Below are 17,931 nucleotides of genomic sequence, written 5' to 3'. Positions count from 1 at the left end.
TCGAAGCGCTTGTCGACTTGCTCGAACCCTTCGCGCATCAGTTCGCGTTGGTGCTTGAGTTCTTCCTCAACACGCACCATGCGCTCGCGCAGTTCGATCTCGTAGACCACGGTCGGTTTGCCAAGGCTTTGCTCGGCGATCCAGTCGCTGATGTGGTCTTTGACGTAGTCGCCGATTTGTTGCAGGTCTTCCTGGGCCAGGGCCATGGGGGGTGTCTCCGTGTGGCTTTCTGCTGTCGATGGCGCTGAGCTGCTCGAGCGTATAACGCTACCACACCCTGGGTTCAAAGCCTGCGGGGGTGTGGATGTCGACCTGTTCGCCGTTCTGGCTCAGCACGTAGAGACCCTGTGCCATCGCGTACCGGGCCACCTCCTCGCTGACCACCATCCCGGCCACGCCGCCCATGACACGATGGTGTTGGTAAAGCGGCAACACCTGCTTGAGCTTGGCCAGACGCACCAGATGGGCATCGACATGATCCTCAACGAGCTTGCTCTTGCATTCGACGGCGATCAACGCCCCGTCGTTGACCACCAGCAGATCGATCTCCAGTGCCACGCCGTCGCGCTTGGCGGCGATACCGGGATAGACGGCATGCACATCGATGCCTTGGTCGCGAAACAGGCGCACCACCGCCGGGGCGACCATGTGTTCGACGAACTCGCCGAGGCGATTGCCGATATCGCCCAGGTTCTTCGAGAGTTGTTTGATCAGGCGGTCGGTTTCCCGCGCTGATTCTTTCATCAGACGTTCGGTTTCCTGGAACCTTCGCTCGGATTCCTGGAACTTGCGATCGGTTTCCTGGAACCTGCGGTCGGTTTCCTGGAACCTGCGGTCGGTTTCTTGAAACATCCGCCAGACATCCTCTGGCGTTAGGTTCGCTTGGGTCATCAGCTGCTCCGCGAGAAATCCCGGCCTTCAGGCCGAGGAGGGATAGCGGCTACGCCTCGCAGCCACCAAAAAAAGTGCCGGCTTTCCACCGGCGAAGCCGTGAGGCTCTGCCCCGTAAAGGGCCTCGTGACGGCGCCTTGCGGCGCGCTCTCCTCGCCAATGTGGGCATTTAGAAACTGTCCATTAACTTCTTCCCGATTTGAGGCCCACTGTTAGGCGATCATCGGGAAGTAGAAAGTGGACAGCCACTTAGAGGAACCGAATCGCCGTAATGCTCAGTCCCGCCATCGTGGCGATGAAGGCGATCAGCCACAGAAAGTGGGTGTCGTGACGCTTGAGCATCTCATCGAAACGCTTGTCCATGTCGGTTTTCATCAGTTCGAAGCGTTTGTCGACTTGCTCGAAGCGTTTGTCCACCTGTTCGAAGCGCTTGTCCATGTCGGCTTTCATCAGATCTAAGCGCTTGTCCATGTCGACTTTCATCAGATCTAAGCGCTTGTCGACTTGCTCGAAGCGCTTGTCGACTTGCTCAAAGCGCTTGTCCATGTCGGCTTTCATCAGATCCAAGCGCTTGTCGACTTGCTCGAACCCTTCGCGCATCAGCTCGCGTTGGTGCTTGAGCTCTTCCTCAACGCGCACCATGCGCTCGCGCAGTTCGATCTCGTAGACCACGGTCGGTTTGCCAAGGCTTTGCTCAGCGATCCAGTCGCTGATGTGGTCTTTGACGTAGTCGCCGATTTGTTGCAGATCTTCCTGGGCCAGGGCCATGGGGGTGTCTCCGTGTGGCTTGCGGGGCAAGAAGGCCGCTGAACGGACTGTCGACGACGCTGAGCCGCTCAGGGCTGCTCAGGCGTATAAGCGGCCTTCGTCGATCAAGTAGTACGCAGGTGCGGCTGGTAGGCCCGTAGAAACTGTGGTGGCTCGGGGCGGTTGTGCTCGAAGATGTCTTCAGCGGCACGCCAGTACTCGAGGCCATTGTAGAGGATCAAGTGCTACACTGACCCCATCAACATCGAGGCAAGATGACCATGGCCACCACGCTCGAGGACGTCTGGACTCTGTTCAGGGAGACTGATCGGAAGTTTCAGGACACCGACCGCAAGTTTCAGGACACGGATCGGCTCATCGGCGAGCTGCGCGAGCAGTCGCGAGAGACCGATCGCAAGTTTCAAGAAACCGACCGGCGCTTCCAGCAAACCGAGAAGCTGCTGAATACCATCGGTCGTCAACTCGGCGAGCAAGGCAACCGCCTGGGCGACTTCGTCCAGGCCATGGTCAAGCCCGCCGTCGTGCGGCTGCTGCGCGAGCGCCAGTTACCGGTGCATCAAGTCCTGAGCAACCTGCTGGCNGTCGTCAACTCGGCGAGCAAGGCAACCGACTCGGCGACTTCGTCCAAGCCATGGTCAAGCCCGCCGTCGTGCGGCTGCTGCGCGAGCGCCAGTTACCGGTGCATCAAGTCCTGAGCAACCTGCTGGCATTCGACGACGAGGGCTGCCCGCGCATGGAGATCGATCTGCTGGTGGTCAACAGTGAGGTGGCGGTCGCCGTGGAATGCAAATCCTACCTCGGGGTCGATGACGTGCGCGAGCATCTGGAACGGCTGGCGCAGTTCAAGGACTGTTTTGGCCAATACGCCGGCTGCAGGCTCCTTGGCGCGGTCGCAGCGATGGTGCTGCCCGACGATGTCGGACGTTATGCCTACCGGCAAGGCTTATTCGTCCTCGCCCAATCCGGTGATGGGATCACGATCCGCAATGATGCCCGCTTTGAGCCGCGTTACTGGTAGTCGCGATCGAGGTGCAACTGGCTCAGTGGTTTAGAGAAACCGAATCGCCGTAATGCTCAGTCCCGCCATCGTGGCGATGAAGGCGATCAGCCACAGAAAATGGGTGTCGTGACGCTTGAGCATCTCATCGAAACGCTTGTCCATGTCGGCTTTCATCAGCTCAAAGCGCTTGTCGACTTGCTCGAAGCGGTTGTCGATTTGCTCGAAGCGCTTGTCCATATCGGTTTTCATCAGCTCGAAGCGTTTGTCGACTTGCTCAAAGCGGCTGTCCATGTCGGCTTTCATCAGATCCAAGCGCTTGTCGACTTGCGCGAAGCGTTCGTCCATGCGCTCAAAGCCTTCGCGCATCAGCTCGCGTTGGTGCTTGAGTTCTTCTTCTACGCGCACCATGCGTTCGCGCAGTTCGATCTCGTAGACCGGCGGCGGCTTGCCGAGACTTTGCTCGGCGAGCCACTCGCCAAGGTGGCTTTTGATAAAGGCGATGTCTTCTTCAGCTAGCGCCATGGGTCTTGGGCTCGCGCGATCAGTCGATGGCAATGAGGCTAATGCAGAGCTGTGAGGTGGGCAAGGCGGCGGTCGTTGACAGCCTCGGCGCGGCACCGCACCGCACCGCACCGCAAGACTCAAGCAAGAGAGCGCAAGGCTTAGCCATTGATGTGGCGGAGAGGGTGGGATTCGAACCCACGGTACGCTCGCGCGTACACCTGATTTCGAGTCAGGCCCGTTCGACCACTCCGGCACCTCTCCTAGACGACGCACTGCGCTCGATTGAGCCCAGAACAGCTAAGCACTATAACACGCTCGGGCGTGGAGACCAATCCCATGCGGGGCCAATAAGGCTAACACCGTCTCAGGATCGTGGGCGCTCGGCGTTGACGAACTCTAGGCTGCGGCCAAAGTGGTCGTGGCGAATGCGGGTCAGGCCTGCGTAGTCGATGCGGATACGGTACCAATGCTGCGGGGCTGCCTCCAGCACATGGCCGATGATGGCGCGGCTGACGCCGGCGTGGCAGACGATGAGCAGGTGACGCCCCGGATAGGCGACAATCTGACGCTCGTAGGCGCGGCCGATGCGCGCTTGTAGCGCTTCCAGGCGTTCGCCACCCGGAGGACGATGTGCCACTGGATCACGCCGAAACGCGGCAAAGGCCGCGGGCTCCTCATGCGCCAGCGCGTCCGGACGCAGCCCTTCCCAGGCACCCATGGCGATTTCGCGCAGCTCCGGGTCGATGGCGAGCGGCAAACCATGTCGCCCCGCTAGTTCACAGGCAAAGGCGCGGCTACGGGCCATGGGCGAACTCAGGATCTGGTCCCAGGGCGCATCGGACCCAACCGCTGCCCACATCTGCTCCCAGCCAAGCGGACTGAGTGGATGATCCACCCCCTGCCCCCGAATCATGCGGCCACCGCGCGGCTCGCCATGGCGGATCAGGTCGACAATGGTATCTTCACCAGACACTCGGACTCCTTGGCGTCCCCTCTTAAGCAGCCAACCGCTGCAACGACATCAATACGGAATAGATTAACCTATGTTGAACCGAAACAAGACCTATGTCGGACTCGACGCCGACGACTACGGTGGCATGACGCCAACCGGCAAGATCGTGCGCGACGCGCAGGTTTTCGGCCTGATCCCTGAAGATGAAACCTGCGCCGGTTGGTCGCTCGGACGTATCGAGGCGCTCTATGATCAGGTCAACGATGCTTGGCACCCCTACGGCCAATTGCCCTCACGCCTTCCCGAGGCCCTGCGCGAACGCCATCGACGCCTCTATGAAGCCGCCATCCAACGCGCCCGCGAGCTGGGTTGGTCCGCCGAGCTGTATGATGACTGAAATGTCCAACGATCCATTGATTGAGCGCCTGCTCGAACTCGCGCGCGAACTCACGCATGACTCGGAAGGCTATCTCGACCGCCAGGACGATCCCCAGGTCTGGTACAACCGGGGTTATGCTAACGGCATGGCTGCGGCCCTACGCGCGCTCGGGCATGGCGCGCTCGTCGACGCGGCCCTGACGTCGGATGTCTATGACACGGCCCGCGACCAAGCCCATCTGCCCTGGGGCAAGGCCTATGAGCACGGCCGCGAGATGGGCCTGAGCGAGACCTACGAGATCACCGGCACCGCCGCGTCATGATCGGCCCGCCTTACTGCGTCCAACCTATTCCACCCTGAGGAACCCGCATGGCCCGACTCGTCTCGTTCAACGTCAACGGCATTCGCAGCCGCACGCATCAGCTCGAGGCGTTGCAGGCACGGCATGATCCGGATGTGGTCGGTATCCAGGAATCGAAGGTCGCCGATGAGTTCTTTCCGGCTGAGGCGATGCAGGCGCTGGGTTGGCGCTCAGCCTATCATGGACAGAAGGGACATTATGGGGTCGCCCTGCTCAGCAAGCGCGATCCCCTGCGCGTCATCAAGGGCTTCCCGGACGACGGGTTAGAGGCGCAGCGCCGGGCCATCACCGGCCTCTATGGGCTTGATGATGGCACCGAGCTCACCATCGTCAACGGCTACTTCCCGCAGGGCGAGAGCCGCGCGCATCCGGTCAAATTCCCGAGCAAGCAGCAGTTCTACGCCGATCTGATGCGCTACCTGGACGAGCGCTTCAGCCCTAGCCAAGCATTGATCGTCATGGGCGACATGAACGTGGCGCCCCAGGAGGCCGACATCGGCATCGGCGCGGACAATGCCAAGCGTTGGCTGCGCACCGGCAAATGTAGCTTTCTGCCCGAGGAGCGCGACTGGCTTCGAAGGCTAATGGAGTGGGGCCTATTCGATGCCTATCGCCACCTCCATCCCGACCGCGACGACGGTTTCAGCTGGTTCGACTACCGCTCCCGCGGCTTCGAGCGCGAACCCAAACGCGGCCTGCGCATCGATCTGATCCTGGTCTCGGCGCCGGTGCGCGAGCGGCTGCGCGATGCGGGCATCGACTATACGATTCGCGCCCTCGAGCGCCCATCCGATCATTGCCCGATCTGGATCGACCTCGATTAACGGGTGCATCGCCCCCATTCGTTGCTAACATCAAGCCACCGCGGCCATCGCGAACCAAGCGGCCGCGCCAGCCAGGAGCCGACGATGAGCGACAAGATGATTCATGCATTTCCCGGCGATGAGATCGATGTGTACTGGGACAAACGCCTGTGCATCCACATCGGCGAATGTGTGCAGGCTAACAACAGCCTGTTCGAAGGCGAGCGCGAGCCTTGGTGCGTCCCCGATGAGGTCCCCAAGGCCGAAGTGCGCGAAGTCTGCGAGCGCTGCCCAAGCGGCGCGCTCAGCTATGTCGACAAGGACGGCACGGCCGAGCAGCCAGCGCCCGAAAATACGGGCCAGGTTGTCTACAACGGCCCACTCTATCTGACTGGCGAACTTGACATCGAGGGCGCGCCAGAGGACATGCCCGGCGTGCGTTTCCGCGTCGCGCTCTGCCGCTGCGGTGCATCGAAGAACAAACCGTTCTGCGACAATAGCCATAGCGAGGTCGGGTTCGAGGATTTCGGCGCCATCGGCCAAAGCGGCCCTGGACTGGACCCGGGGCTCGAAGCCACCGGTGGACCGCTCAAGATCAAGGCGATCCCGGATGGGCCACTCAAGGTCGAGGGGCCGCTAACCTTAAAGGCGGCCAGTGGCCGCATCGCTTGGCAAGGTACCAAAACCGCCCTTTGCCGCTGCGGAGCCTCGAAGAACAAGCCGTTCTGCGATGCCAGTCACCGCACAATCGGGTTTAAATCGGCTCCTGATTAAACAGGCCCCGAACGGGCCGAGCGCGCGCTCATCCTCTTTGACGACATCACAGGCGTGGTAAGCCCCGGGATGACCGGTGGCCACATGCCTACTGTCTCTGATTTTGATACCAACGATGACGGAACCCACCAAGCGACCAAGCCCAAGTCAAGTAGCGACCACCGATAACCCATCGAACCTCAGGGAATCTGCTACGCTTGGACGAGGTGGACAGTGCATTGTGCATCGCATCGATGCTGACGGACGCATCCGCTACGTCAGTGCCGACTGGCTCGCGTTTGCTGCGGAGAACGACTATCCGACGACGGCCGAGGCAGAACTCGGGCGCCCTCTGTTCTCGGCGATCGTCGACGAGGAGACACGCCACATCTACGCGCTTTTGATCCAGCGAGCGCGCGCCTCGAGACGCACACTGCAATTCGGTTACCGGTGCGACTCGCCGGATCAGCGCCGCTGGATGCGGATGCACATGCGCTATCTCGCCAACAGTGACGAGGTTGAGTTCTCCAGTCGGCTACTGCGCGTTCAGGCTCGCCCGCGGGTACCGTTGCTGGAACGCCCTCAAGAGCAACCGCACTCGCACCGAGTGCTCTCAATGTGCAGCTGGTGCAAAGCGGTTCTCGCCGAGCAGGCCTGGGTCGAGGTAGAACAGGCTGTGAAGCAACTGCAACTGTTCACGATGGAGGCGATGCCGCGCATCAGCCACGGCATCTGCCCCGACTGCAGTCAACGTCTGTCATCACCGGAGATCCTGTCATGAAAATCCTTGTCGTCGACGATAATCGATTGCTCGCAACCGTCCTCGCGGACCACCTCGCCGCGCTTGGCCACGAGGCGGTTGCGGCCTTCGACGGTCATCTGGCGGAGATTTTTTGTGACCGCGACGGCTACGACTTGGTCGTCCTCGATATGGTGCTGCCCGAGATCGATGGGGTCGATCTGCTCGAGCGCTTGCGCAAAAAGCATCATCACTGCCGGGCCGTGGTCATCACCGGCTTTTCGGAGCTGCGCGACAAGGAGACCGCCCGCCTTGAGCAGCTTGGTGTCTCGGATGTGTTGGAGAAACCCTTCTCCTTCTCGGATGTCGACGCCATCGTCGAGCGTGTCGCTATCTAAACGCACATTGCGTGTCGCATCGCTCAGTCATCTTAGCGATTGGACTGGCGACAGCCACCACCATCTGGTCTTCTCCCGTAGCCACCCGGTCTTGCTCACGCTGATCTTCCTGCTCGCCGCCGGGCTCGCCGCCGACCAGCGCCCTCTTCTTGTTGATGGAGCGCCTATGCTCGAGCTTGAAAGCCCGGAACATAACAGCCTTGACAGAGACTAACCACGCTCGATAATTTACCGGAGAAAGATCCTTATGCCCTTGACACGCATCGTTTATTGCAGTGAATTAGTCAAGAATATTGGGAGCAACGAGATTAGCGATATTCTCGACGTCTCCCGCGAGAACAATGCAAAGCAGGCCGTGTCTGGGGTTCTGCTTTTCAATTCCGACTATTTCTTGCAATGTCTCGAGGGCTCACGCGCTGCCGTCAATCGTATCTATTGTCGGATCTGCTGCGACCAGCGCCATCACAATGCACAACTGCTTGCCTATGGGGAGGTAAGCCAACGCCTCTTCGGCGCTTGGAGCATGGCCTATGTTCCCTGGACCGAAGCCACCCGAACCACGATCGCGCAGTACTCCAGCAGCACTGAATTCAATCCTTATCAAATGAGTTCGGAGAGCGTCATCAAGCTCCTCGAGGAGCTAGGTCAGCTCTTGCTGACGAGCGAACACTAGGCCAAACACCCTGTCTCGCACCTTCCCTCTTGTCGGGCTCAGCGGACGGGCGAATACTGGGTAGCCGAGTCATACCACTTGGAAGCAATCATGACCTATCAAGAAGCTCGGGAACATGTCCCTGGGCGCCTGCATGAGATCTTCGCGGCACCCTACGAGGCGTTCACCAACGACTCGATCGAACGGCTGCTGCATATCCACATCATGCTGCACCTGCTGGTCGTGCGCCCGATGAAACGCCGCCATTTGATCCTGCGTGTGATCCACGGTTGGGAGAACGGCAGCTTTGCGCCCGAGGAGCTGCGGCATATCGATTATCCGCTGCGCGGCTTCGACGACTTTCAGCAGGTGCTCGAGACCTTTCAGCAAGCGCGCGACAGGCAGGAGCCACTTCCTAGCCATGGTAACTCGCTGCTCGCCGAGCCACTCGCCGCCGCCATTGCCGCCGCCGAAGCCGGGGGGCAACGGATCGACGGGGAGACAAGAGCCATACCCGCGCGCTGGCCTAGCTTCCCCGGTGGCTTGAGCCTCTACACCCTCTTTAAGGTGTACAACCGCCTGGTCTATGGCGAGGATGATGCCTACCGCTCAAGCCAATGCATGACCTCGGAAGGTCATCGTGAAATCCACGAGTTCCATCTGGAAGAAGGCGAATTTGCGATCATCATCCCACCGGGGCCGCAGCACAAGACCGAAAATACCTTGATGATCATGCACGAGAGCCAGTTGTCTCCCATTGCCGGCATTTTCGCTTTGAGCATACCGCTGTTCGAATAGGAGCGCTAAGGCAGGGGCCGCGCCATCTGATCGACGTCGGCGCCCATGGCACCGACACGTTGGTTCAGGCCATGAAAGCGCACGGCCATTTCGTGCACGCTGGTATTTATCACCGCAACCGAGTTATCAAGGCGTCCCGTCGCCTGCGCCATGCTCGCGACCGACTGCTCGATCACCTGTACATGCGAGGCCATCTCGCGCATCTGCTCCGAGATCACTGGCATAAGAAAGACATTGCGCTCGATCGCGTTGACCTCCACGCTCATTTGGTCCATACGCTCCGAGACCCGGGTGAAGAGTTGGTTCATCTCTTGCATGCGGGTGATCACCAAACGCACCTCATCGGTCAGATCGTTGACGAAGTAGAGGTTCGAGAGTGCGAGTAGCGCAACCAGCCCAATCACAATCCGCACCCAGAGCGCAACCCCCCGGCGATGACGTCCGCTCAGGAGATCGCTGCGATCCAGATCCATCTCCAGTTCGACCATGAGTTCGGTCAGGGCCTCGATACGATCACGTTCGATCATAAGACTTGGCTCATTCGGGGGAATCGGGGGCCTCGGATCAACGCAGGGGATTCATCCAGTTGAACATCCGCATCGGCTGGGAAAGCTGGTTCACATCCCGCCCCATACGTCCCACCGTCTCCTCCATGACCCGAAACGATTGGCGCATATCGTCGAGGTTCGTGGACATCGCGCCGATTTCGGTGTCGATGGCCGACACTGAGCCAGCGATATTAGCCACATCATGTGACATGAAAGCGACTCCGCCATGCATGGTATCGACATGACGAATGATCTCCGGCAGGGTTTGCATGCCGGCGTCGATCATGCGCACGGAGTACTCCATGCGGTCCATGTCGTCGGCGACCCGCGCGAAATGCTCGTTCAATCCAGTCACCGCCGCAGTCGCATCCGGGATCTGGCGCGAGAGGATGATGGTCAGAAACGACAACGAGGCCACCAACACGATCACGGCGCCGAACAGCAACTGGTAGAGCAAGGCGACCCGCGCCTCGATGCGGCTCTGACGGGCATCGATGCGCCGAATCAGCCCAGCGAAACGATTCATCGCCTGATCAAGCGCCTGCTCGTCATTCGGTTGCATGACTCAGTCTCCGGGGCCAGCTGCAGGCGAGTCGCTCGAGGCGCTAGCGCTCAGGTTTGTCGAAGCCACGGCCCGGGTGGCGAAGGGACCATTGAGCAGATCATCGCGCGGCCCCGCCAGCCCCGGCCAGAAGCAGGCATCGCGGGCACCACAGCGATTCAGCATCAAGGCCACCGCGATGTCGTGCGGATCGCGCTCGGCGAGCGGCTTGAAGATCGCCTCGGCGGCCTCCCAGTCGCCGGCGAGCAAGGCCTCGAGACCGGCCTCGTAGCTGGCGATCGCCTCCAACTGAGCCGGCATCAGCGCGTGCTCGCGCCGGTCGATCAGCTCGAACACCTCGAGCCGGCGCTCGCCCCCGCTCAGGGGCAGGACATCGAGGCGGCGCGTCCAGTAGCGATCGGCGATCTGATCGCGCGCCTCGCCGCTGATGATGATGCGGGTTCCATAGCGGCGGTTGAGCTGATGCAAGTCCCAGCCCAGGGCGACGTTATCGCCGATCGCCGTCCAGCTCATGCGCTGGCGCGAGCCGATCGCGCCGACGATGGCGCGACCATGATGCACCGAGAACAGGTTCAGCGGTGGCGCGGGCTCATCGGCCGGCCGGGTCTTGGCCCACTCGGCATGCAGCGCGGCCTCGGCCTCGCGACAGGCGAGTGCCGCCCGGCAGGCGCGATCGACGCTGTCATCGATCGCCACCGGCGCGCCCCAGAAGGCGAGGATGCTCTCGCCGAGGAAGTTATCGATGGTGCCCTTGTGGCGCAGGATGGTGCTGGTAAAGACATCGAGCTGGCGCGAGAGGCGCTCGGTGATGCGCGCCGGCGGCAGCGACCCGCAGAGACTCGCCAGGTCCGAGGCGCCGGTCAGCAACAGGGCCAGCTCGCGCACCTCGGCACCGGGCTCGACCCGTTTGCCGGATTTGATCAACTGACGGCCGACATCCATCGGCACGAACTTCTCGAGCGAGCGCAAGCCCTGGCTCATCTTCCAGATCGCCTCGTCCATGGCCTTGATCTCGGCGAAGCGCGATGGCACCCGTTTGACATCGGCGAAGCGAAACTCGCGAATCAGCTCGGTATTGCGCACCAAGCGCTTGAGCGGCTGGAACAGGCGCAGCGACAGATAGGACACCGCAACGGCGGCGATCACCAGCAGGATCAGCGAGACGGCCGCCGCCTCGCTGAACAGCCGCCGCGCGGTCTCGAGCAAGGAGGCCTCGGGCACCACGATCATCAGCTCCCAGCCATCCCCGATCGCCGGGGGAAACGCTTGTCGGTGACCCAGATAGCGCTGGCCACGGGTCCGAGTCAGGCTGTACTCGACGCGGTTGATGCCCGATGTGAGCAGCGTATCGGCGCCGCGATGATGATAGGCATCCACCAGCCAGCGCTGCTGGAGATTGTCAACGCTCGGCAGTTCGCCCGTCTCGGGCGCGTCCGGGCGCAGCTTCAAGGCGCGCGGGACGGCGATCAAACGGCCCTCGGCATCGACGATCAGGGCGACACCACCGCGTGCCACCCGCTGCTCGGTCAGGAATTGCGACAGGCTGCCGAGGGAGATATCGACGCCGACCACGGCGAGCAGCGAGTCATCGGCGGCGCGCACCGCGATCGCCGCCGTGATCCCGCGTTGCTCGGTGTTGGCAAAGCGATAGACCGACGACCATTGCAGCCCCGGCGCCGCGAGCGCCTGTTGATACCAGCCGCGTTGCCGGGGGTCATAGTCCGAATCGCCGTTGATCCGGGCGATCGGCTCAAAACGGGGATTGCGATAGACCAGATGCTCGCTGACCACGGCCGACCCCTCGCCATCACCAGGATCGCGGCGAATCAACCGGGTCACCAACTGCGGCGAGCTGCGCACCTGAATGAAATCGCCCTCGGGGCTGGCGACATAGATGGATTCCAGCTGTGGCCGTAACGCGAGTTGTTGGCCGAAGAGCCGGAACAGGGTCTGATGGTCGCTAAGCCCTTGCTCGGCGACCATCAGCGCATTGATCTCGGCGAAATCCCGGGCCACCTTGAACACGGCGGAGGTCCGTCCGATCACTTTTGCCGACATCTCGGAGAGGATATCGGCCGAGAAATCCAGCGACACCTGGGTCGCATGCCGATAGGTATTCACCGAGACCGCGAACATCGTCAGCACCAGCAGGCCGACGAAGAGCGCGACGAAGGCAACCTTGTAACTACGGATCATGGCATGCGCCCTCAAGCGCCCTCGTTCGTCGCGGTCTCTTGGTAAACCGCGGCGGCATCCGCTGGTTTGCCCATGAGGAAGGAGCGGCGCACATCGACCAGCGCCCGACCACTGAGCGTGGTGCGCCCGATCAGCATGCGAAAGCGCATGCTATCGCGATCGGTCAGGGTGAGCTCGATCGGCCAGCATGCCCCGCCAATCCCGAACCTTGCCGCGATCACGAAGCGCTCCTCGCGATGACCACCGGAGTCGGTGACCGCGCGTTGATCCAGCAGTGGCGCGCAACAGCGCACCACCAGATCGTCCCGGCCCTGGAGCGGATGCACCGCGAAGCGCACCCACTCAGCTCCGCCCGCTCCGTGATTCGCAAAGCGCTCGACCTGAAACGCATGCAGGGCCGAGGTGCGCGCCCCGGTGTCCACCTTGGCCTTGATCAGCGGCAGGCCGAGATCGGGCAGCCCGACCCACTCGCGCCAGCCAAGGGTGACCGGGGCATTATCCATCAAGCACCACTCATGAACATATTCATCATCAGCTTGTTCAAACGACCGACGAACGCCGAGGGATCATCGAGCTGTCCCCCTTCGGCCAGCGTCGCCTGATCGAGCACGATCAGGCTGAGGTCATCGAAGCGGCCCTGATCGGATTCGGCCTCGAGCCGGCGCACCAGCGGGTGGTCGAGATTCACCTCCAGGGTCGGCTTCATGCTCGGCGTCTCCTGGCCGACCGCCTTGAGCACCCGCGCCAGATTCGCGCTCATCTCGTGCTCACCGACCACGATACAGGCCGGCGAGTCGACCAGTCGAGTCGAGACGCGCACCGCCTCGATGCGCTCGCCGAGCGAGTCCTTGAGCCGCTTGAGCAGATCCTCGTGCTCCTTCTCGGCCTGCTCGGCCTTCTCCTGCTCCTCCTTGTCGGCAAGATCGCCGAGATCGAGTTTGCCCTTGGTCACCGATTGCAGATGCTTGCCCTGGTACTCGTGCAGGTTGCTGACCAGCCACTCATCGACCCGATCCGAGAGCAGCAGCACCTCGACGCCCTTCTTGCGGAACACCTCCAGATGCGGGCTGTGACGCGCCGCCGCCGGGCTGTCGGCGGTGATGTAGTAGAGATCCTTCTGGCCGTCCTTCATGCGCTCGATGTAGGCATCGAGCGAGACGCTCTGCTCGTCGGTCTCGTTGTGGGTACTGGCGAAGCGTAGCAGGCCGCCGATGCGCTCGCGATTGGCGAAGTCCTCGGCCGGTCCTTCCTTGAGCACGCGTCCGAACTCGTTCCAGAAGGTCTGATACTTCTCCGGCTCGTCCTTGGCCAGGGATTCGAGCAGGCTCAGCACGCGCTTGGTGTTGGCACCGCGAATGGTGTCGATCTTGCGGTCGTGCTGCAGGATCTCGCGCGAGACGTTGAGCGGCAGATCGTCGGAGTCGACCACGCCCTTGACGAAGCGCAACCAGTGCGGCATCAGCTTGTCGGCCTCGTCCATGATGAAGACGCGGCGCACATAGAGCTTGACGCCGTGCTTCTGCTCGCGGTCCCACATGTCCCAGGGGGCGCGCTTGGGCAGATAGAGCAGCGCGGTGTACTCGTTGGTGCCCTCGACCCGATTGTGCGCCCAGGCCAGGGGCTCCTCGAAGTCGTGCGAGATGTGCTTGTAGAACGCCTTGTAGTCGTCGTCCGAGAGTTCGGCCTTGTTGCGCATCCAGAGCGCGGTGCCCCGGTTGACCTGCTCGAACTCGGGCGCCTTGTCGGCTTGCTTCTCCTCGTCCTCGTCACCGCCGAGGTCTTCCTTGAGCATCTCGACCGGCATCGCGATGTGATCGGAGAACTTGCCGATGATGGTGCGCAGGCGCCAGGGGTCGAGAAACTCCTTCTCCTCCTCCTTCAGGTGCAGGACGACGTCGGTGCCGCGGCTCGCCTTCTCGATGGTCTCGAGCGTGTAGCGGCCATGGCCCTCGGATTGCCAGCACACGCCGTGCTCGGCGCTCAGGCCCGCGCGCCGCGAGATCACGCTCACGCGCTCGGCGACGATGAAGCTGGAATAGAAGCCGACGCCGAACTGACCGATCAGCTCCTCGCCGGCGGCCTGCCCCTTCTCGGCCTCGCCATGCTCGGCGGCGCCCTGCGCGGCCCGCAGCGCATCGGCGAACTGGCGGGTGCCCGAGCTGGCGATGCTGCCGATGGTGTCGACCATCTCCTGGCGATTGATGCCGATGCCGTTGTCGGACACCGTGACGGTGCCGGCGTCCTTGTCCACCAGCACGCGCACGCGCAGGTTCGGGTCATCTTCCAGTAGCTGCTCGTCGGTCAGCGACTCGAAGCGCAGCTTCTCGGCGGCATCGGAGGCGTTGGAGATCAGCTCGCGCAGGAAGATCTCCTTGTTCGAGTACAGCGAGCGGATCACCAGGTCCAGGACTTGGCTCACCTCGGCCTTGAACTCGAGGGTTTCCTTATGGGCATCAACGGTCATGGGGGTCGATCACCTGTGTCAGTGGGGTTAGTTGGGAGTGTCAATGGACGGAGCCGGAACACGGTGTCTGGCTCCATGTAAGAAATTCGATCGCTCGGCTGGCCGTCGCTCTCGCTACAATCGCAGCCACCAGGCCTCGCCGGCGCCGCTGTGGTAGAGGCAAACCAACTCAAAATCAAGGGTTATGCAGATGGATACACGCGTTATCAGCACGACACCGTTCGACGCTCAGAAACCCGGCACCTCGGGTCTGCGCAAGAAGGTCACCACCTTTCAGCAGCCGCACTACCTGGAGAACTTCGTCCAGGCCATCTTCGATACCCAGACCGCACTCGATGGCGGCCTCTTGGTGCTCGGCGGTGACGGGCGCTTCTACAACCGCGAGGCGATCCAGACCATCCTGCGCATGGCCGCGGCCAATGGCGTGGCGCGCGTACTCGTCGGCCAGGGCGGCATCCTATCGACACCAGCGGCATCTTGCATCATCCGCAAGTACCAGACCCAGGGCGGGATCATCCTCTCGGCCAGCCACAACCCCGGTGGGCCCGATGAGGATTTCGGCATCAAGTTCAACATCGGTGCCGGCGGCCCGGCGCCAGAATCGGTGACCAACGCCATCTACCAGCGCACCCAAACCGTCGATCAGTACCGGATCATCGAGGCCGACCCGGTCGATCTCGATCAGGTCGGCGAGTCCCGCCTCGGCGAGATGGTGGTGCAGGTGATCGACGCGGTTGCCGACTATGCCGACCTCATGGCCAGCCTGTTCGATTTTGATGCCATCGGCCAGCTCTTCAACAGCGGTCACTTTCGCATGCGCTTCGACGCCATGCACGCGGTCACCGGCCCCTATGCAGTCGAGATCCTCGAGCACCGGCTCGGCGCCGAGCCCGGCACGGTGATGAATGGCGTGCCGCTGGAGGACTTCGGCGGCGGCCATCCGGACCCGAATCTGGTGCACGCGCACGCTCTCGTGGAGCTGACCCGCGGCGCTCAAGGGCTCGACTTCGGTGCCGCCTCCGATGGCGATGGCGACCGCAATATGGTGCTCGGACAAGATTTTTTCGTCACGCCGAGTGACAGTCTCGCGGTGCTCGCCGCCAATGCCCAGCTGACGCCCGGCTATCGGAGCGGCATCAGCGGCGTCGCCCGCTCGATGCCGACCAGTCAGGCCGCCGATCGCGTCGCCGAGGCCCTCGGCATCGACTGCTTCGAGACGCCGACCGGCTGGAAGTTCTTCGGCAACCTGCTCGACGCCGGCAGGATCACCCTCTGCGGCGAGGAGAGTTTCGGCACTGGCTCCGATCATGTGCGCGAGAAGGATGGGCTCTGGGCGGTGCTGTTCTGGCTCAACCTGCTCGCGGTCAAGCGCGAATCGGTCGCCGAGATCGTGCGCGCACATTGGCGCCGCTTCGGGCGCAACTACTACACCCGCCACGACTACGAAGGCATCGACAGCACCGCCGCAGAGGGCCTGGTCAACCATCTGCATCTCCTGCTGCCGAGCCTGCCCGGGCAGCAGCTCGGCGACTTCAAGGTCGCCTTCGCCGATGATTTCGCCTACACCGACCCGATCGACGGCAGCGTCGCCGAGCATCAGGGCATCCGCATCGGCTTCGAGGGCGGTGCGCGCATCGTGCTGCGGCTCTCCGGCACCGGCACTCAGGGCGCCACGCTGCGCGTCTACATCGAGCAGTACGAAGCCGACAGCGCCCATCACGATCGGCCGGTGCAGGAGGCGCTGGCGCCGCTGATCCTGATCGCCCGCGAGCTGGCGCAGATCGAGGCGCGCACCGGGCGCACGCAGCCGGATGTGATCACCTGAACCCAGAGGCAGGCTGACCCCCGGGGTTGCATCGCATCGGCAGCGCTCCTATGTTCTCAGCGTCGGACACGCCTGACCGGCAATCGTCCATGATCAACATCAATCGCGTCCATCGCGAGGAGTGCACCGATATGACCCTGCGTACTGCAACCCTGACGACCGCCCTGCTCTTCGGCCTGACCCTGATCCTGGGTGCCGGCAGCGCCGTCGCTGGCGACGGCAAGAGCTGTGGCGGCAAGGACAAGGGCGAGAGCGCCGCCGTGGCGATGCCGGCTCAACCGCTCGCCTGAGCCTGATCTCACTGGCGCCAATCTGGCCCTGCTCGGGAAACCGGCAGGGCCACTTTTTTGCGCGATAGCAATTTGCACTGACGACACCCGATGACGATCGAGCAAACCGATCGTCATCATCCGAAGAATCCATTTGGATGCTCGCGGTTTTTACCCCATTCTGTGTGCTGAGCGAGGCGGTCGCGCCCCGCCACTAAACAATCGTCTTTGCACACTTCCTTATCCTCAACCCCTCACGGAGTCTCGACCATGCTGCAAGATCGCACCGGCCAAAAAGTCCCGAGCGTCACCTTCCGCACCCGCACCGACCACGACTGGAAAGACATCCCCACCGATGAGCTGTTCAAGGGCAAGACCGTGGTCGTGTTCTCGCTGCCCGGCGCCTTCACCCCGACCTGCTCCTCGACCCATGTGCCACGCTACAACCAGCTGGCACCGGCCCTGAAGGCCGCCGGCGTCGACGACATCATCTGCATGTCGGTCAACGACGGCTTCGTCATGAACGCCTGGAAGGACGACGAGAACGCCGATAACCTGACCTTCATCCCGGACGGCAACGGCGAGTTCACCGAGGGCATGGGCCTGCTGGTCGACAAGGACGACCTCGGCTTCGGCAAGCGCTCCTGGCGCTACTCGATGCTGGTCAAGGACGGCACCATCGAGAAGATGTTCATCGAGCCGGAAGAGCCAGGCGACCCCTTCCACGTCTCCGACGCCGACACCATGCTCGAGTACATCGCGCCGAACGCCGCCAAGCCGGCCGACATCACCGTCTTCACCCGCCCCGGCTGCCCGTTCTGCGCCAAGGCCAAGACCATGCTCAACGATGCCGGCATGCAGTTCGAAGAGCTGGTGCTGAACAAGGATTACACCGAGGAGACCCTGCGCGCGGTCGCGGCCACGACCATGGTGCCCCAGGTTTTCGTCAACGGTGAGAAGATCGGCGGCTCCGACGATCTCGAAAAGTGGATGGCCAGCCGCTGAGCAGCCATGCCGCAAGGTAGACGGGCGCGATAGGCGCTCGCCCAAAGAAGATCGACAGCCGCTG

20 protein-coding genes, 1 tRNA gene and 1 pseudogene are annotated in these 17,931 nt (G+C 62.3%); 11 read left to right on the top strand and 11 right to left on the bottom strand.

Annotation, left to right across the window (positions count from 1 at the left end; genetic code table 11):
• From CCR82_RS05835 to CCR82_RS05800, 6 genes and pseudogenes are all read right to left on the bottom strand, one after another.
• Positions 1 to 206, bottom strand: a pseudogene (locus CCR82_RS05835) (hypothetical protein); the annotation flags it as partial.
• Positions 207 to 267: 61 nt separating this feature from the next.
• Positions 268 to 891, bottom strand: a complete 624-nt coding sequence (locus CCR82_RS05830; protein WP_201244461.1) for a DUF3782 domain-containing protein — start codon at positions 889 to 891, stop codon at positions 268 to 270.
• 249 nt (positions 892 to 1,140) lie between these two features.
• Positions 1,141 to 1,659, bottom strand: a complete 519-nt coding sequence (locus CCR82_RS05825) for a hypothetical protein (protein ID WP_201244460.1) — start codon at positions 1,657 to 1,659, stop codon at positions 1,141 to 1,143.
• A gap of 1,048 nt (positions 1,660 to 2,707) precedes the next feature.
• On the bottom strand, positions 2,708 to 3,181 hold the full coding sequence (locus CCR82_RS05810; RefSeq protein ID WP_201244457.1) for a hypothetical protein: 474 nt from the start codon (positions 3,179 to 3,181) through the stop codon (positions 2,708 to 2,710).
• 153 nt (positions 3,182 to 3,334) lie between these two features.
• Positions 3,335 to 3,424 (bottom strand) — tRNA-Ser (locus CCR82_RS05805).
• Between the two features lie 103 nt (positions 3,425 to 3,527).
• Positions 3,528 to 4,136 (bottom strand): histidine phosphatase family protein, encoded by a 609-nt coding sequence (locus CCR82_RS05800; protein ID WP_338073109.1) that lies wholly within the window; start codon positions 4,134 to 4,136, stop codon positions 3,528 to 3,530.
• 70 nt (positions 4,137 to 4,206) lie between these two features.
• On the opposite strand from CCR82_RS05800, the gene CCR82_RS05795 reads away from it, so the two are divergent.
• From CCR82_RS05795 to CCR82_RS05760, 8 genes are all read left to right on the top strand, one after another.
• Positions 4,207 to 4,512, top strand: coding sequence for a hypothetical protein (locus CCR82_RS05795; protein ID WP_201244456.1), 306 nt, complete (start codon positions 4,207 to 4,209; stop codon positions 4,510 to 4,512).
• Position 4,513: 1 nt separating this feature from the next.
• Positions 4,514 to 4,816 carry a hypothetical protein gene (locus CCR82_RS05790; protein WP_201244455.1) on the top strand — a complete coding sequence of 101 codons (303 nt, stop codon included), beginning with the start codon at positions 4,514 to 4,516 and terminating at the stop codon, positions 4,814 to 4,816.
• 47 nt (positions 4,817 to 4,863) lie between these two features.
• Entirely contained in the window at positions 4,864 to 5,679 is an 816-nt protein-coding gene (gene xthA, locus CCR82_RS05785; protein WP_201244454.1) for an exodeoxyribonuclease III, read from the top strand.
• 84 nt (positions 5,680 to 5,763) lie between these two features.
• Entirely contained in the window at positions 5,764 to 6,432 is a 669-nt protein-coding gene (locus CCR82_RS05780) for a CDGSH iron-sulfur domain-containing protein (protein WP_201244453.1), read from the top strand.
• Between the two features lie 220 nt (positions 6,433 to 6,652).
• Entirely contained in the window at positions 6,653 to 7,192 is a 540-nt protein-coding gene (locus CCR82_RS05775) for a PAS domain-containing protein (protein ID WP_201244452.1), read from the top strand.
• Positions 7,189 to 7,548 (top strand): response regulator, encoded by a 360-nt coding sequence (locus tag CCR82_RS05770; RefSeq protein ID WP_201244451.1) that lies wholly within the window; start codon positions 7,189 to 7,191, stop codon positions 7,546 to 7,548. The genes CCR82_RS05775 and CCR82_RS05770 overlap by 4 nt, the downstream gene beginning before the upstream one ends.
• Positions 7,549 to 7,795: 247 nt before the next feature.
• Positions 7,796 to 8,221 (top strand): BLUF domain-containing protein, encoded by a 426-nt coding sequence (locus CCR82_RS05765; protein WP_201244450.1) that lies wholly within the window; start codon positions 7,796 to 7,798, stop codon positions 8,219 to 8,221.
• A 90-nt stretch (positions 8,222 to 8,311) separates the two neighbouring features.
• Complete coding sequence (locus CCR82_RS05760) at positions 8,312 to 8,998, top strand: hypothetical protein (protein WP_201244449.1); 687 nt, start codon at positions 8,312 to 8,314, stop codon at positions 8,996 to 8,998.
• Between the two features lie 5 nt (positions 8,999 to 9,003).
• Here the strand turns inward: CCR82_RS05760 and CCR82_RS05755 are convergent, their stop codons facing one another.
• From CCR82_RS05755 to htpG, 5 genes are read right to left on the bottom strand one after another with little or no spacing between them, the layout of a single operon-like run.
• Positions 9,004 to 9,525: a hypothetical protein gene (locus tag CCR82_RS05755; RefSeq protein WP_201244448.1), complete on the bottom strand. Its 522-nt coding sequence runs from the start codon at positions 9,523 to 9,525 to the stop codon at positions 9,004 to 9,006.
• 37 nt (positions 9,526 to 9,562) lie between these two features.
• A complete protein-coding gene (locus CCR82_RS05750; protein ID WP_201244447.1) occupies positions 9,563 to 10,108 on the bottom strand; it encodes a hypothetical protein in 546 nt (181 codons plus the stop codon).
• Positions 10,109 to 10,111: 3 nt separating this feature from the next.
• On the bottom strand, positions 10,112 to 12,304 hold the full coding sequence (locus tag CCR82_RS05745; protein WP_201244446.1) for a PDC sensor domain-containing protein: 2,193 nt from the start codon (positions 12,302 to 12,304) through the stop codon (positions 10,112 to 10,114).
• An 11-nt stretch (positions 12,305 to 12,315) separates the two neighbouring features.
• Positions 12,316 to 12,807 carry an ATP-dependent zinc protease family protein gene (locus CCR82_RS05740; protein WP_201244445.1) on the bottom strand — a complete coding sequence of 164 codons (492 nt, stop codon included), beginning with the start codon at positions 12,805 to 12,807 and terminating at the stop codon, positions 12,316 to 12,318.
• Positions 12,807 to 14,768, bottom strand: coding sequence for a molecular chaperone HtpG (gene htpG / locus CCR82_RS05735; protein ID WP_201244444.1), 1,962 nt, complete (start codon positions 14,766 to 14,768; stop codon positions 12,807 to 12,809). Before htpG ends, CCR82_RS05740 begins: the two co-directional genes overlap by 1 nt.
• A 190-nt stretch (positions 14,769 to 14,958) precedes the next feature.
• On the opposite strand from htpG, the gene CCR82_RS05730 reads away from it, so the two are divergent.
• From CCR82_RS05730 to CCR82_RS05720, 3 genes are all read left to right on the top strand, one after another.
• Positions 14,959 to 16,593, top strand: a complete 1,635-nt coding sequence (locus CCR82_RS05730; RefSeq protein WP_201244443.1) for an alpha-D-glucose phosphate-specific phosphoglucomutase — start codon at positions 14,959 to 14,961, stop codon at positions 16,591 to 16,593.
• Between the two features lie 89 nt (positions 16,594 to 16,682).
• Positions 16,683 to 16,883: a hypothetical protein gene (locus CCR82_RS05725; protein ID WP_201244442.1), complete on the top strand. Its 201-nt coding sequence runs from the start codon at positions 16,683 to 16,685 to the stop codon at positions 16,881 to 16,883.
• A gap of 249 nt (positions 16,884 to 17,132) precedes the next feature.
• Positions 17,133 to 17,867: a glutathione peroxidase gene (locus CCR82_RS05720; RefSeq protein WP_201244441.1), complete on the top strand. Its 735-nt coding sequence runs from the start codon at positions 17,133 to 17,135 to the stop codon at positions 17,865 to 17,867.
• The last annotated feature ends 64 nt before the right edge of the window (positions 17,868 to 17,931 follow it).

The organism is Halochromatium salexigens (assembly GCF_016653295.1).
In the GTDB taxonomy this organism is placed as follows: domain Bacteria; phylum Pseudomonadota; class Gammaproteobacteria; order Chromatiales; family Chromatiaceae; genus Lamprobacter; species Lamprobacter salexigens.
The sequence above is the reverse complement of the archived record's forward strand: the minus strand, read 5'-3'. Positions and strand labels throughout refer to the sequence as shown.